The organism is Pannonibacter phragmitetus DSM 14782, from assembly GCF_000382365.1.
Taxonomy (GTDB): domain Bacteria; phylum Pseudomonadota; class Alphaproteobacteria; order Rhizobiales; family Stappiaceae; genus Pannonibacter; species Pannonibacter phragmitetus.
The window spans coordinates 207,504-220,194 of record NZ_KB908218.1 but is presented as its reverse complement, the minus strand read 5'-3'; the positions used below and the strand labels follow the sequence as shown (position 1 = coordinate 220,194).

Sequence of the window (12,691 nt, the reverse complement as noted above, 5' to 3'; positions counted from 1 at the left end):
GCAAGGAAACGCGCCGCAGGAGGAAACCGGAATGTACAAGGTCATTGGCGTACCGCAGAGCCGTGCCAGCCGCATCTACTGGCTTCTGGAAGAGCTTGGCCAGTCCTACGAAACCCTTTCGGCAAAGCCGCACACGCCTGAAGTGCTGGCGGTCAATCAGGCGGGCAAGATCCCTGTGCTGATGGACGGAGATGTGGCCCTGGCCGACAGCACCGCCATTCTGCACTACCTTGCGGACAAGCACGGCGGCTGCACCTTCAAGGCCGGGACCATTGACCGCGCCATCCAGGACAGCTTCACCATGTTCTGTCTGGACGACATCGAAGGCCCGCTCTGGACCAGCTTCAAGAACACGTCGATCCACCCTGAGAACGTCGGCGTTCCCGAAGTCATGCGGTCCTGCAAGGTGGAGCTTGCGAAGGCACTGGACGTTCTCGCCAAGCGGCTGGGTTCAAAGACTTACGTGATGGGTGACACTTTCACCGTCGCGGACATCATCATCACCAACTGCCTGATGTGGGGTTCAAGCATCCCCGAATTCGGCGTCCCGAAGGAAGGTCCGATTGCGGACTATGTGAAACGGACCACGAGCCGCCCCGCCTTCAAGGCCGCCGGCAAGCGCATTGCGGGCGCTCAGACATGAGCACGCCCTTGCGCGCAGGTCTCGTCCGCCCGGCCGGCACCTGGCCGGACTGGTCGCTGGACACCATCACCCTCGGCGGCGAAGACCGGCACCGGCGCCGGGCGCTGCTGACAACGGATGGCGGCACCAGTTTCCTGCTGGATCTTCCCGAAGCCGTCTGGCTGCGTCATGGCGACGGGCTGCAGCTGGAGGATGGCCGGATCATCAAGGTTCAGGCGGCGCCGGAGGCTGTGACCGACATCACCGCGCCCTCACCGGCCGCATTGATGCGGATCGCCTGGCATCTGGGCAACCGCCATCTGCCGACACAGCTGATGGACGGAACCTTGCGCATCCTGCATGACCACGTGATCGAGGACATGGTGGTCCGCCTCGGCGGCACCCTCACCCATGCGATGGCGCCCTTCGACCCGGAAGGCGGCGCCTATGGCCAGGGCCGCACGCACGGGCATGATCATGGGCATGGCCATTCTCATGGCGGGCACTCTCATGACGGGCATGGGCATTCGCACAGCCACTCACACAGTCATTCTCATGCGCACTCGCACAGTCATGCTCATGGGCATTCTCATGCTCATGACCACTCGCATTCCCATGAGCATGATCACAGTTCTGGTGGCGGGCACGGCCGTTGAGCGCTGAAGTCCACCCTGATTCATGTGAAACACCCCTGCCGGCGATGGGGCTGGCAGAGCTTTACCGCATGCAGGCCTTCTTCTCACCGGCCTTTCCGGTGGGGGCTTTCACCTACAGCCACGGGCTGGAGCAGGTGATCGAGGATGGCGGCGTGAAAGATGCCGCAAGCCTGCGCCTCTGGCTTTGCAGCGTTCTGCGTCATGGTTCCGGCCGGACGGATGGTATCCTGCTGGCGGAGAGCTGGCGCGCCGCAATGGCAGGCGATGCGGCTCACCTGCGCGAGCTGGCTGCCCTTGGCCTGGCCCTGTGCCCCTCGCGCGAGCGGTATGTGGAGACAAGCGCCCAAGGCACCGCCTTTCTGACAACTGTCCGCAATGCCTGGGGCGGCGGCCAGCCGGACGCTGCCCCGGCCGCAACCCTGTTCCAGGATCTGGCACAGGACGGCGCAGCGGCGGAGCCATGGCCCTATCCGGTTGCCGCCGGGCTTGCGCTCGCCGCATCCGGCGTGCCGCTGGATGCAGGCCTTGGGGCCTATCTCCACGCCTTTGCCGCCAACATCATTTCCGCCGCGGTGCGCGCCGTGCCCCTTGGCCAGACCGATGGCCAGCGCGTGCTGGCAGCCCTGATGCCCGAAGTGCTGGAGACGGCGCAGACCGCCGCCGCCAGCGGGATCGAGGGGCTTGGCAGCTGCACCTTCCTCGCGGACATTGCGTCCATGCGTCACGAAACCCAGTACACGAGGCTGTTCCGCACATGACTTCCCCCAACGGACCCTTGCGCGTCGGCATCGGCGGCCCTGTCGGCGCCGGCAAGACAACGATCACCGGCCAGCTCTGCAAGACCCTGCGCGACCGCTATTCCATCGCCGTCATCACCAACGACATCTACACCAGCGAGGATGCCGAGGCCCTGATGCGGGCACAGGCGCTGCCGAGCGAACGCATCCGGGGCGTCGAGACCGGCGGCTGCCCGCATACGGCCATCCGCGAGGATGCTTCCATCAACCTCGCCGCCGTGCAGGACCTCACCCGCGCCTTTCCGGATCTCGACCTGATCCTGATCGAGTCCGGCGGCGACAATCTGGCTGCCACCTTTTCGCCCGAACTGGCCGACCTGACGCTCTATGTGATCGATGTGGCCGCCGGTGAGGACATTCCCCGCAAGGGCGGGCCGGGCATCACCCGCTCGGATCTCCTCATCATCAACAAGACCGAGCTTGCCCCTCATGTGGAGGTGAGCCTCGAGGTGCTGGAGCGCGATGCTGCCCGCATGCGCAAGACGCGGCCCTTTGTCTTTGCCAATGCCAAGACTGGCAAGGGCATGACCGAGGTGGCGGAATTCATCATCCGCGCCGGCGGATTGCCGCAAACCTGATATCAGACCCGGCTGGCGCGGGATCAGGTCTCGCGCCAGAAATCCGGGCTGAACACCAGCAGCCCGCCGATGAGTTCCAGCCGGCCCAGGATCATCTGGAAGCCGAGCAGCCATTTGGCACTGTCGGGCAGCTGGCTGAAGGTGCCGGACGGGCCGATCAGCGGCCCGATGCCGGGGCCCACATTCGCCTGCGCCGTGATCGAGGCGCTGATGGCGGTTTCAAGGTCGAGGCCGATCATGGTGTAAATGACCGCGAAGACACCGAATGTGCCCGCATAGAGAATGGAAAAGACGAAGACGCCTTCCATGACGCTGGGACTGACCGGCGCACCGGAAAACCGCGGCTCGATGATGCGGTGCGGATGCACCGCGCGTTTCAGCAGGGCGCGGATCGAGCTGAGCAGGATCTGGATCCGGAAGATCTTAAACCCGCCCGAGGTGGAGCCCGAGCAGCCGCCGACGAAGGTCAGCAGGAAGAACAGCACGATGGCGAAATTGCCCCAGAGAAGATAATCGGTGCTGGCATAGCCCGTGGTGGTGACCACCGAGACGACGTTGAACATGGCATGGGTGAAAAGCGCAAAGGGCTCAGCGTCGACCCGGTCACGGACACCGATAAAGAGCACAAAACTCACCGCCAGGATCAGTAGAAGGAAGAAGCGCACCTGCTGGGGATGAGGTGACTCGCGCCGTTCCGCAAGCTTGATGAGATAGAGAAACGGCAGGCTAGACAGGGTCATGAAGACGATGGAAATCCAGAGGATCGTCAGACTGTTGAACTGTGCCATCGAACTGTCGGACGTGGAAAAGCCGCCGGTAGACACCGTTGTCAGTGCGTGTGTCAGCGCGTTGAAGGCCGACATGCCGGCAAGATAATAGAGCAGCCCGCAAAAGACGGTCAGCAGAAGATAGAGCGACAGCAGCCGCAGAATGAATGGCTCGATCCGGCCATAGGGCTTGCTGGTCTTTTCCGATGATTCGATGGCGAAGAGCTGCGAGCCACCGACCCTGAGGCCCGGCAGCAGCCATATGCCGATCACGACGATACCGATGCCACCGATCCATTGCAGCAGGCTGCGCCAGAGCAGGATGCCGGGCGGCATGTTGTCGAGGCCGGTGATGACCGTGGAACCGGTCGTCGTCAGGCCTGAGGCCGCTTCAAAGAATGCCTCTGCCATGGTCAGGCCAATGCCGCTGGCATAGAGCGGGATGGCCCCGGCAAAACTGAAGGCAAGCCAGGCCGCATTGACGAAAATGAAGGTTTCGCGCGGCCGGAACTTGAATTCCTGCCGGTCCAGCGCCGCCGATATCAGTGCGCCGATGCACACCAGAATGGTGGCCGAAGTCGCAAAAACGATCCAGTCCGGATTGCCTTCGATCAGATCGGCAATCGCGGGCGGGATCATGAACAGGGCAACGATGATCAGCAGTCGGCCAATCGGCAGGATTACAGCGCGAAAATCCATCGTGTCTCTTTCGCCGGCAGTCACCACGAACCATGACAGGCCCTGAATGACTGACCGGACAGGCCAGCGGACCAGCAGGGGAAGTTGTGCCCTTCCCCATGCCTGACGCGCATGTTCCCTGTTCCGGCGGCGATTTCAAGCCTTGCCCGCTGCAAGACCTGTGCGGAGACCGGTGTGCGGGTCAGCCTGCCCTCCTGCTTCAGCCGTTGAAGACGGCGGCAATCTTGTTGCCGGAGGGATCACGCAGATAGGCTGCATACCAGTCTGGCCCGTAATGCGGGCGCGGACCGGCTGCTCCCTCATCCACGCCTCCATGCGCCATTGCAGCAGCGTAGAAGGCATCGGCCTCCTGCGGCGAGGCTGCGGGAAAAGCGGCCATCGTGCCATTGCCCGCCGAAGCCGGTTCCCCGTTGAAGGGCTCGCAGATCCATACGGTGACCCCTTCGCCCTTGCCATCCTTCGAATATCCCTGCCAGCCGGGAAACTGCGCATGGGAAGCCCAGCCAACCGTTGCCAGAACCGCATCATAAAAGGCGATGGAAGCAGCAAGGTCACGTGTACCGAGGGTGATGTAGAAATTCATGATTGCCTCCCGTTGGAACTGTCCGGACCTTACGCCTCTAACAGGAACAGATAAAGAACATCAAGTCCGGGGCGTGCGGAAATTCGCGCCCGTGCCCGGCTTTCCTTGACTCCCTGCCGGTTTCCGCTGTATGTCCGGCGCACTTCACGAAAGTGACGCCAGACATGATCAGCCGACCGGGACCCGCAAAGGTATAAAGAGCGCCCGGAGGTCAACACCCGGCAGCGCGATGCGCCCCCGGGTGTCAAACTGCTTTGCGCAAGGTTTCCTTGGCTCAAGGCTGGAGATCGGAACAGCGGCACCTTAGATGGAGGGGCACCGGCACGAGCGCCGGGGGCCGGACCGCAACACGAAAGGACGAGCGCCATGTTTGAAAGTCTGTCGGAGCGCCTCAGTGGCATTCTCGACAAGCTCACCGGCCGTGGTGCGCTGTCGGAGGCCGATGTCAACGAGGCCATGCGTGAGGTCCGCCGCGCGCTGATCGAGGCCGACGTTGCCCTCCCCGTGGTCCGCTCCTTCACCGACAAGGTGCGCAGCCGTGCCGTCGGCGCCGATGTGGTCAAGTCGATCACGCCGGGCCAGATGGTCATCAAGATCGTCCACGATCAGCTCGTGGAAATGCTCGGCTCCGACGCCGATCCGATCGACATCAACGCCCCCGCCCCCGTCGCCATCATGATGGTCGGCCTGCAGGGCTCGGGCAAGACGACGACAACCGCCAAGATCGCCCGCCGCCTGACCCTGCGCGACAAGCGCAAGGTGCTGATGGCCTCGCTCGACACCCGCCGCCCGGCGGCACAGGAGCAGCTGAAGGTTCTCGGCGAGCAGAACAGCGTCGATACGCTGCCGATCGTTGCCGGTCAGGGCCCGGTCGAGATTGCCCGCCGCGCCATTCAGGCCGCCCGCCTCGGCGGCTATGATGTGGTGATGCTCGACACCGCCGGCCGCATTCACATCGATGAATCGCTGATGCTGGAGATGGCCGAGGTCAAGGCCGCAGCCAATCCGCATGAAATCCTGCTGGTCGCCGACTCCCTCACCGGTCAGGATGCGGTGAACCTTGCCACCAGCTTTGACGAGCGCGTCGGCATCACCGGCATCGTGCTGACCCGTATGGACGGCGACGGCCGCGGTGGTGCAGCCCTGTCCATGCGCGCCGTCACCGGCAAGCCGGTGAAGCTGATCGGCACGGGCGAAAAGTCGGACGCTCTGGAGGATTTCCATCCCCGCCGCATCGCCGACCGCATTCTCGGCATGGGCGACATTGTCTCGCTGGTGGAAAAGGCTGCCGAAGCCATCGATGCGGAAAAGGCCGCGAAGATGGCGGCCAAGCTGCAGAAGGGCACCTTCGATCTTGAAGATCTGGCCGATCAGCTGCGCCAGATGGAAAAGCTCGGCGGAATGTCGGGCATGATGAGCATGCTTCCCGGCATTTCGAAATTCAAGAAGCAGATGGATGCGGCGAATATCGACGAGCGCATGTTCAAGCGCCAGATCGCCATCATCCAGTCCATGACCCCGGTGGAGCGGCGCAAGCCCGACATCCTGAAGGCCAGCCGCAAGAAGCGCATCGCGTCCGGGTCCGGCGTGGATGTGGCCGAGGTCAACAAGCTGCTGAAGATGCACCGCCAGATGGCCGACGTCATGAAAATGATGGGCAAGAACAAGGGCATGCTCGGCAAGATGATGGGCGCACTCGGCGGCAGCATGGCCGGCGGCATGCCCAACATCGATCCGAAACAGCTCGAAGAACTGGCCAAGAGCGGCAAGATCCCAGGCGCCGGTGACCTGCTGAAGGGTCTGCCCGATGGCGGCGCTGGTGGCCTTCCGGGTGGACTGCCTCCCGGCATGGGCGGCCTCGGCGGCCTGCCGAAGCTTCCCGGTCTTGGTGGTCTGGGCGGCATGGGCGGTTTCCCCGGCCTTGGAGGAAAGGGCAAGAAGCGATGAACGATCTGAAGAAGACCGCCGCTGACACCCAGCTCGGGGAAAGCGCCGCACTGGCCGAACTGCGTGCCCTGCGCGCCTCGATCGACAACATTGATGCGGCGCTGGTTCATATGCTGGCCGAGCGCTTCAAGTGCACCCAGAAGGTCGGCCACCTCAAGGCCACTCATGCGCTGCCGGCCGCTGATCCGGCGCGCGAACAGATTCAGATCGAGCGGCTGCGGCGCCTTGCTGCCGATGCCAACCTCGATCCTGACTTTGCCGAGAAATTCCTGGCGTTCATCGTCAAGGAAGTCATCCGGCATCACGAAGCCATTGCCGCCTCGAACGGCAACTGAACAACTGGAGAAACTCAAATGGCTACGAAAATCCGTCTCGCCCGTGGTGGCGCCAAGAAGCGTCCTTACTACCGCATCGTCGTTGCTGACGTCCGCGCTCCGCGTGACGGCCGCTTCATCGAGAAGGTCGGCTCCTACAACCCGATGGTTTCCAAGGATTCCGCAGAGCGCGTCGTTCTCGACATCGACCGCGTCAAGCATTGGCTCGCCAACGGCGCAACGCCGACCGACCGTGTCGCCCGCTTCCTGGACGAAGCCGGCCTCATGAAGCGCGAAGCCCGCAGCAACCCGAAGAAGGCCGAGATGGGCAAGAAGGCTGCCGAGAAGGCCGCTGCTGCCAAGAAGAAGGCCGAAGAAGCAGCAGCTGCTGCAGCAGAAGCTTCCGAGTAATGCAAACTGCGGGCAGCGCCATGCGTGACATCAGCCTTGGGACACAGGAAGCCCGGCAATGACGAAAGCTTCTGAAAACAAGGTCCTGATGGCCGTCATTGGCGCTGCCCACGGCATTCGCGGGGAAGTGCGGGTCAAGCCCTTTGGCGATGACCCGCTCTCCTTCACGGATTATGGCGTTCTGGAAACCGCTGACGGCTCCCGCCGCTTCACCGTTTCCAAAGCCCGCGTGCAAAAAACCGTCGTCGTCACCAAATTCAAGGAGATTGGCGACCGCAACGCGGCCGAAGCCCTCAACGGGCTGGAACTCTACATCCCGCGCGACCGTCTACCAGAGACGGAAGAAGACGAGTTCTACCATTCGGACCTGATCGGCATGGATGCCGTGGATGCGGACGGAAACCCCGTCGGCAAGGTGGTGATGGTTCAGAATTTCGGCGCCGGTGACCTTCTGGAACTGCGCCCCGCCAGAGGCCGTTCCTTCTACATTCCCTTCACACGGGATTTCGTGCCCGAAGTCAGCATGGCCGATCGCCGTGTCGTCACCGCCATTCCGGACGGTTACCTGTCCGAGACACCGCGCGACGACGGGGATGATGACAACCGGATGGGCTGAAGCTCTCCGAAGCCTGCCGTTTCTCCTGATTGCCTTTCTGCGTCGATCTTCCGGCTTTCCATCCGCCACAGGGCGATGGCGGCAACGACCAGCACCACGCCGGTCCCATTGGCCACCGCATCCAGCAGCGACGCATCGCGGCCGGGAATAAACATCTGCACCCATTCGCCAGTGAAGCCCAGCGCCAGCGATGAGATTGCCGAAATTCGCAGCCGGCAGCAGAAGAACGCGTGGATCGAAAGCGTCAGCAAGCCGAAGAATCCGACATGCAGCATCTTGTCATAAGGGTGCTGCAGGCCATGATTGAAGATCACCCCGGTCAGCAGTCCGAACAGGCACAAGGCCGCCAGAGGCAGCACGCGACTGAGCGAAATGTCGATGTAGTCCCGGTCCACATAATAGGCAATGACATGCGGCAGGGCGAAACGGATGCGGGGCAAGGGTCAACTCCGGTCTTGAGAGCCCCAGTCTCGGGCGGCAGGTGTTAAGGCCAGCTTGCCCGTCAGCACAAACCTGCGGGCATGGTTGACACTCCCTTGCCGGAAAGCGGGAAAGAGTGCCACCGTTGCAAAGCCGGGCATTTCATCGCATAGCAGCCGCAGGAATTGCGCCCCGCAGAACAGGAAACCGCGATGAGCTTTGCCGCGACCGTGCTGACCCTCTACCCGGAGATGTTTCCCGGCCCCCTCGGCGTCAGCCTGTCGGGACGGGCGCTGAAGGAAGGCACCTGGTCGCTGGAAGCCCGGCAGATCCGCGATCACGCCACGGACAAGCACCGCTCCGTCGATGACACGCCGGCCGGCGGCGGGGCCGGCATGGTGCTGCGGGCAGACATTCTGGCCGCAGCCATTGATGCCGCCACCCTGCCCGGCGACACCCGCCCGCGCCTGCTGATGAGCCCGCGCGGCAAGCCGCTGACGCAAGACAGGGTGCGCGAGCTGGCAGGCGGTCCGGGCGCCATCATCATCTGCGGCCGGTTCGAGGGCATTGATCAGAGGGTGATCGACGCACGCCAGCTCGAGGAAGTGTCCATCGGCGACTACATCCTCTCCGGCGGCGAGATTGCCGCCATCACCGTGCTGGATGCCATCGTGCGGCTTTTGCCGGGCGTGATGGGCAATCAGGAGAGCGGCGAAACCGAAAGCTTCGAAACCGGACTTCTGGAACACCCGCACTACACAAGGCCGGCCGAATTCGAAGGCATGACCATTCCCGAAGTGCTGACTTCGGGCAACCACCGCAAGATCAACGAATGGCGCAAGGCAGAAGCCGAGCGGCTGACGCAGGAGCGGCGGCCGGATCTCTGGGCAGCCCATCAGGCGAAGGACTGACTCAGCTTTTCGGCCGGTTTTTCCAGATTCCGCATGACAAGGCGGCGGTCTTCCTGTAAGGAGCCAGCCGTTGTGGCCGGTTCTGTGCGCCGCGCATTGCTTTTGCGCGATCCTGCGGACAGCCGGGTATCTCCAACATGGCCCGAAGACGGTGAACCCGTCCTTTCCACTTCACGTGGGCTGGACGCTCTGGCTGTCTTTGAAAACTGACAAGGGAAATATGCCATGAACCTGATCGAACAGCTGAACGCGGAAGAAAAGGCAAAGATCGAAGCCGTCCGCAAGCTCCCCGAATTCTCGCCGGGCGACACCATCAAGGTCAACGTCAAGGTGACCGAAGGCAGCCGTACCCGTACCCAGGCTTACGAAGGTGTCTGCATCGCCCGTTCCGGCGGCGGCATCAACGAGAGCTTCACCGTGCGCAAGATCTCCTACGGTGAAGGCGTGGAGCGCGTGTTCCCGGCCTGCTCGCCGATGATCGAAGGCGTTGAAGTCGTCCGCCGCGGCAAGGTCCGCCGCGCCAAGCTCTACTACCTGCGCGACCGCCGCGGCAAGTCGGCCCGTATCGTCGAGGCCACCAACGTCCGCGCCAAGCGCCTCAACGAAGAAGCCCGCGCTGAAGTCGTTGCTGCCAAGGCCGCTGCTGCTGCCGAGAAGGCTGCTGCCGCCGAGGCCGCTGCTGCTGCAGCCGCTGCTGCCGCTGCTTCCGCCGAATAAGAACGGCGCTGCATCGCAGATTTTCGAAAGGCGGTCTTCGGGCCGCCTTTCTTTTTGCCAGCTTGCAAGCCCCACGGCGCAGCGCCACTTGAACAAAGCTCAAGAGTGGCGGACTGCGAAGCATATTGACCCCCATGATGCTTCGGGGCATTGAAGAGGCAAGACCGGAACAGGCTGGAAACGGCCAATCCGTGCAAGGGACAAGGGGCAGAACCGCCACGGCGGATGATCAAGGCCCCGCCCGGTTTCAGGAGACACCCCGATGACCAAGCCGAGAACGCTCTACGACAAGATCTGGGATGACCATGTGGTCGACACCCAGGAAGACGGCACCTGCCTGCTCTACATCGACCGCCATCTCGTCCACGAAGTGACGAGCCCGCAGGCGTTCGAAGGCCTGCGCATGACGGGACGCAAGGTGCGCCGTCCGGAGAAGACGCTGGCCGTCGTCGATCACAACGTGCCGACGACCGACCGCAGCCAGGGCATCGATGATCCGGAGTCCGCGCTCCAGGTGCAGACGCTGGCAGACAACGCGGCTGAATTCGGCATCGAATATTACAGCGAGTTGGATCACCGCCAGGGCGTCGTTCACATCGTCGGCCCCGAGCAGGGCTTCACCCTGCCCGGCATGACCATCGTCTGCGGCGACAGCCACACCTCCACCCACGGCGCTTTCGGTGCGCTGGCCCACGGCATCGGCACTTCCGAAGTGGAACACGTTCTGGCCACCCAGACGCTGATCCAGAAGAAGGCCAAGAACATGCTCGTCCAGGTGGACGGCAAGCTGCCGGAAGGCGTCACCGCCAAGGACATCATTCTCGCCATCATCGGCGAGATCGGCACCGCCGGCGGCACCGGCTATGTCATGGAATATGCGGGCGAAGCCATCCGCTCGCTGTCCATGGAAGGCCGCATGACCATCTGCAACATGTCGATCGAAGGCGGCGCCCGTGCCGGCCTGATCGCGCCGGATGAAACCACCTTCGCCTATATCCAGGGCCGCCCGAAGTCTCCGAAGGGCGAAGCACTGGAGCGTGCGATTTCCTACTGGAAGACGCTGCATACCGACGAAGGCGCGCATTTCGACAAGGTGGTGAAGCTGGATGCAGCCAACCTGCCGCCCATCGTCACCTGGGGCTCCTCCCCCGAGGACGTGATCTCCGTGACCGGCGTCGTGCCGAACCCGGACGACATCGCCGACGAGAACACCCGCAAGTCCAAGTGGCGTGCGCTGGAGTACATGGGCCTGACGCCGGGCACGAAGATGACCGGCATCCCTGTCGATGTCGTCTTCATCGGCTCCTGCACCAACGGCCGCATCGAGGATCTGCGCGCTGCCGCTGCCATGATCGGCAACGGCAAGGTGAAGGACGGCGTCAAGGCCATGGTGGTTCCGGGCTCCGGCCTCGTGAAGGAACAGGCGGAAGCCGAAGGCCTCGACAAGGTGTTCAAGGCAGCCGGTTTCGAATGGCGTGAGCCGGGCTGCTCCATGTGCCTTGCCATGAACGCCGACAAGCTGCAGCCGGGCGAGCGCTGCGCCTCGACCTCGAACCGCAACTTCGAAGGCCGCCAGGGGTTCAAGGGCCGCACCCATCTGGTCTCCCCGGCCATGGCCGCAGCAGCAGCCATTGCGGGCCACTTCGTCGATATCCGCGAGTGGCAGAAGCCCTGATTCGGACAGCACCGGAACATGTGGACGGGCGCCCCTCGCGGCGCCCGTTTTCTTTTGGCCGAAATCCTTTCCCGGCTTCACCCTTGACCCGCGAAGTCTTTTTGATTTCAGAGAGTTGACGGCCAGATGGGGCACAGTAAGGCCGCATCTCCATCTTCGGCACTGCGGCACTTTTACAGGCTTCACAAGAGTGTCACACCGGCACTACTATATGTCTCGCATGTAGAGGTAGAACCCGGCATCGGGTCTGCGGTGCCGGTACCTTGAGAGACAAGGAGCCGAAGGTGACGATAGCCGTACCATCGGGCGCCCATCCGGCCTTGGTGCTGAATGCGGACTACAGGCCCTTAAGTTATTATCCCCTGTCGCTCTGGTCGTGGCAGGACACCATCAAGGCTGTGTTCCTCGACCGGGTGAACATCGTCTCGGAATACGAGACCACGGTTCGAAGTCCGAGTTTCGAGTTCCGATTACCCAGCGTGGTCTCCCTCAAGACCTTCGTCAAACCGTCGCGCTACCCGGCCTTCACCCGCTTCAACGTTTTCCTGCGCGACAGATTCCAGTGTCAGTATTGCGGCTCCCGCGAGGATCTGACCTTCGATCACCTGATCCCGCGCTGCCGGGGCGGCCAGACCACCTGGGAAAACGTGATCACCGCCTGCTCCCCCTGCAATCTGCGCAAGTCGAACAAGTCCTGCGAGCAGCTGGACATGTGGCCGATGCACATGCCGTTCCGGCCCTCCATCCAGGACCTGCACAACAACGGCCGCGGTTTTCCGCCCAATTATCTGCACGAAAGCTGGCTTGACTTCCTGTACTGGGATACGGAGCTCGAACCGTAAACAGATAATAACCGCCACTGCGCAAACTGCTTAAACCCTCGTAAACCAAGGTTCGATTTTCGATCTGAATTGACTACAATTTTAGTGTTGCGCAACAGTTTCTGATGAATATGAACTCCAGAAAAACTTTGGAGTT

At 62.7% G+C, this 12,691-nt stretch carries 15 protein-coding genes; 12 read left to right on the top strand and 3 right to left on the bottom strand.

From position 1 onward, the window contains the following. Nucleotides 1–31: 31 nt before the first annotated feature. The 4 genes from H163_RS0109470 to ureG all read left to right on the top strand — a co-directional run bounded on the left by H163_RS0109470 (nucleotide 32) and on the right by ureG (nucleotide 2,653). A complete protein-coding gene (locus H163_RS0109470; RefSeq protein WP_026355671.1) occupies nucleotides 32–643 on the top strand; it encodes a glutathione S-transferase family protein in 612 nt (203 codons plus the stop codon). Continuing rightward, a complete protein-coding gene (locus H163_RS0109465) occupies nucleotides 640–1,278 on the top strand; it encodes an urease accessory protein UreE (RefSeq protein ID WP_019964335.1) in 639 nt (212 codons plus the stop codon). Before H163_RS0109470 ends, H163_RS0109465 begins: the two co-directional genes overlap by 4 nt. 68 nt (nucleotides 1,279–1,346) lie before the next feature. Next, nucleotides 1,347–2,036: an urease accessory protein UreF gene (locus H163_RS0109460; protein WP_244296178.1), complete on the top strand. Its 690-nt coding sequence runs from the start codon at nucleotides 1,347–1,349 to the stop codon at nucleotides 2,034–2,036. Continuing rightward, nucleotides 2,033–2,653 carry an urease accessory protein UreG gene (gene ureG / locus H163_RS0109455; protein WP_026355669.1) on the top strand — a complete coding sequence of 207 codons (621 nt, stop codon included), beginning with the start codon at nucleotides 2,033–2,035 and terminating at the stop codon, nucleotides 2,651–2,653. Before H163_RS0109460 ends, ureG begins: the two co-directional genes overlap by 4 nt. 23 nt (nucleotides 2,654–2,676) lie before the next feature. Here ureG and H163_RS0109450 read toward each other — a convergent pair whose 3' ends face one another. Both H163_RS0109450 and H163_RS0109445 read right to left on the bottom strand, forming a co-directional pair. Continuing rightward, the gene (locus H163_RS0109450; protein WP_040678465.1) at nucleotides 2,677–4,119 is read right to left on the bottom strand and encodes a TrkH family potassium uptake protein; all 1,443 of its coding nucleotides are present in this window, start codon (nucleotides 4,117–4,119) and stop codon (nucleotides 2,677–2,679) included. A gap of 199 nt (nucleotides 4,120–4,318) precedes the next feature. Continuing rightward, nucleotides 4,319–4,702, bottom strand: a complete 384-nt coding sequence (locus tag H163_RS0109445) for a VOC family protein (protein WP_019964331.1) — start codon at nucleotides 4,700–4,702, stop codon at nucleotides 4,319–4,321. Between the two features lie 366 nt (nucleotides 4,703–5,068). Between H163_RS0109445 and ffh the strand changes: the two genes are divergently transcribed. Genes ffh through rimM form a run of 4 tightly spaced genes read left to right on the top strand, consistent with a single transcriptional unit; the run spans nucleotide 5,069 to nucleotide 7,990 of the window. Beyond that, a complete protein-coding gene (gene ffh, locus H163_RS0109440) occupies nucleotides 5,069–6,649 on the top strand; it encodes a signal recognition particle protein (protein ID WP_019964330.1) in 1,581 nt (526 codons plus the stop codon). Further along, entirely contained in the window at nucleotides 6,646–6,984 is a 339-nt protein-coding gene (locus H163_RS0109435; protein ID WP_019964329.1) for a chorismate mutase, read from the top strand. The genes ffh and H163_RS0109435 overlap by 4 nt, the downstream gene beginning before the upstream one ends. Before the next feature lie 18 nt (nucleotides 6,985–7,002). Next, nucleotides 7,003–7,374 carry a 30S ribosomal protein S16 gene (gene rpsP / locus H163_RS0109430; protein WP_019964328.1) on the top strand — a complete coding sequence of 124 codons (372 nt, stop codon included), beginning with the start codon at nucleotides 7,003–7,005 and terminating at the stop codon, nucleotides 7,372–7,374. Nucleotides 7,375–7,432: 58 nt separating this feature from the next. Next, entirely contained in the window at nucleotides 7,433–7,990 is a 558-nt protein-coding gene (gene rimM, locus H163_RS0109425) for a ribosome maturation factor RimM (protein ID WP_019964327.1), read from the top strand. On the opposite strand, the gene H163_RS0109420 is transcribed toward rimM, so the two are convergent. After that, nucleotides 7,936–8,430, bottom strand: a complete 495-nt coding sequence (locus H163_RS0109420) for a VanZ family protein (RefSeq protein ID WP_019964326.1) — start codon at nucleotides 8,428–8,430, stop codon at nucleotides 7,936–7,938. The genes rimM and H163_RS0109420 overlap by 55 nt on opposite strands. Nucleotides 8,431–8,622: 192 nt before the next feature. On the opposite strand from H163_RS0109420, the gene trmD reads away from it, so the two are divergent. The 4 genes from trmD (at nucleotide 8,623) to H163_RS0109400 (ending at nucleotide 12,555) form a co-directional block, all read left to right on the top strand. Then, a complete protein-coding gene (trmD, locus tag H163_RS0109415) occupies nucleotides 8,623–9,321 on the top strand; it encodes a tRNA (guanosine(37)-N1)-methyltransferase TrmD (protein WP_019964325.1) in 699 nt (232 codons plus the stop codon). Nucleotides 9,322–9,546: 225 nt separating this feature from the next. After that, nucleotides 9,547–10,038: a 50S ribosomal protein L19 gene (gene rplS, locus H163_RS0109410; protein ID WP_019964324.1), complete on the top strand. Its 492-nt coding sequence runs from the start codon at nucleotides 9,547–9,549 to the stop codon at nucleotides 10,036–10,038. A gap of 262 nt (nucleotides 10,039–10,300) precedes the next feature. After that, the gene (gene leuC, locus H163_RS0109405; RefSeq protein WP_019964323.1) at nucleotides 10,301–11,713 is read left to right on the top strand and encodes a 3-isopropylmalate dehydratase large subunit; all 1,413 of its coding nucleotides are present in this window, start codon (nucleotides 10,301–10,303) and stop codon (nucleotides 11,711–11,713) included. Between the two features lie 284 nt (nucleotides 11,714–11,997). After that, nucleotides 11,998–12,555 (top strand): HNH endonuclease, encoded by a 558-nt coding sequence (locus H163_RS0109400; protein WP_026355668.1) that lies wholly within the window; start codon nucleotides 11,998–12,000, stop codon nucleotides 12,553–12,555. The last annotated feature ends 136 nt before the right edge of the window (nucleotides 12,556–12,691 follow it).

What these genes read in the sequence shown, in the direction of transcription:
- leuC (WP_019964323.1), top strand. Translation starts at nt 10,301, where the DNA reads ATGACCAAGCCGAGAACGCTCTACGACAAGATCTGGGATGACCATGTG.
- H163_RS0109435 (WP_019964329.1), top strand. Translation starts at nt 6,646, where the DNA reads ATGAACGATCTGAAGAAGACCGCCGCTGACACCCAGCTCGGGGAAAGC.
- rpsP (WP_019964328.1), top strand. Translation starts at nt 7,003, where the DNA reads ATGGCTACGAAAATCCGTCTCGCCCGTGGTGGCGCCAAGAAGCGTCCT.
- H163_RS0109445 (WP_019964331.1), bottom strand. Translation starts at nt 4,702, where the DNA reads ATGAATTTCTACATCACCCTCGGTACACGTGACCTTGCTGCTTCCATC.
- ffh (WP_019964330.1), top strand. Translation starts at nt 5,069, where the DNA reads ATGTTTGAAAGTCTGTCGGAGCGCCTCAGTGGCATTCTCGACAAGCTC.
- rplS (WP_019964324.1), top strand. Translation starts at nt 9,547, where the DNA reads ATGAACCTGATCGAACAGCTGAACGCGGAAGAAAAGGCAAAGATCGAA.
- ureG (WP_026355669.1), top strand. Translation starts at nt 2,033, where the DNA reads ATGACTTCCCCCAACGGACCCTTGCGCGTCGGCATCGGCGGCCCTGTC.
- trmD (WP_019964325.1), top strand. Translation starts at nt 8,623, where the DNA reads ATGAGCTTTGCCGCGACCGTGCTGACCCTCTACCCGGAGATGTTTCCC.
- H163_RS0109460 (WP_244296178.1), top strand. Translation starts at nt 1,347, where the DNA reads ATGCAGGCCTTCTTCTCACCGGCCTTTCCGGTGGGGGCTTTCACCTAC.
- H163_RS0109450 (WP_040678465.1), bottom strand. Translation starts at nt 4,119, where the DNA reads ATGGATTTTCGCGCTGTAATCCTGCCGATTGGCCGACTGCTGATCATC.
- H163_RS0109465 (WP_019964335.1), top strand. Translation starts at nt 640, where the DNA reads ATGAGCACGCCCTTGCGCGCAGGTCTCGTCCGCCCGGCCGGCACCTGG.
- H163_RS0109470 (WP_026355671.1), top strand. Translation starts at nt 32, where the DNA reads ATGTACAAGGTCATTGGCGTACCGCAGAGCCGTGCCAGCCGCATCTAC.
- rimM (WP_019964327.1), top strand. Translation starts at nt 7,433, where the DNA reads ATGACGAAAGCTTCTGAAAACAAGGTCCTGATGGCCGTCATTGGCGCT.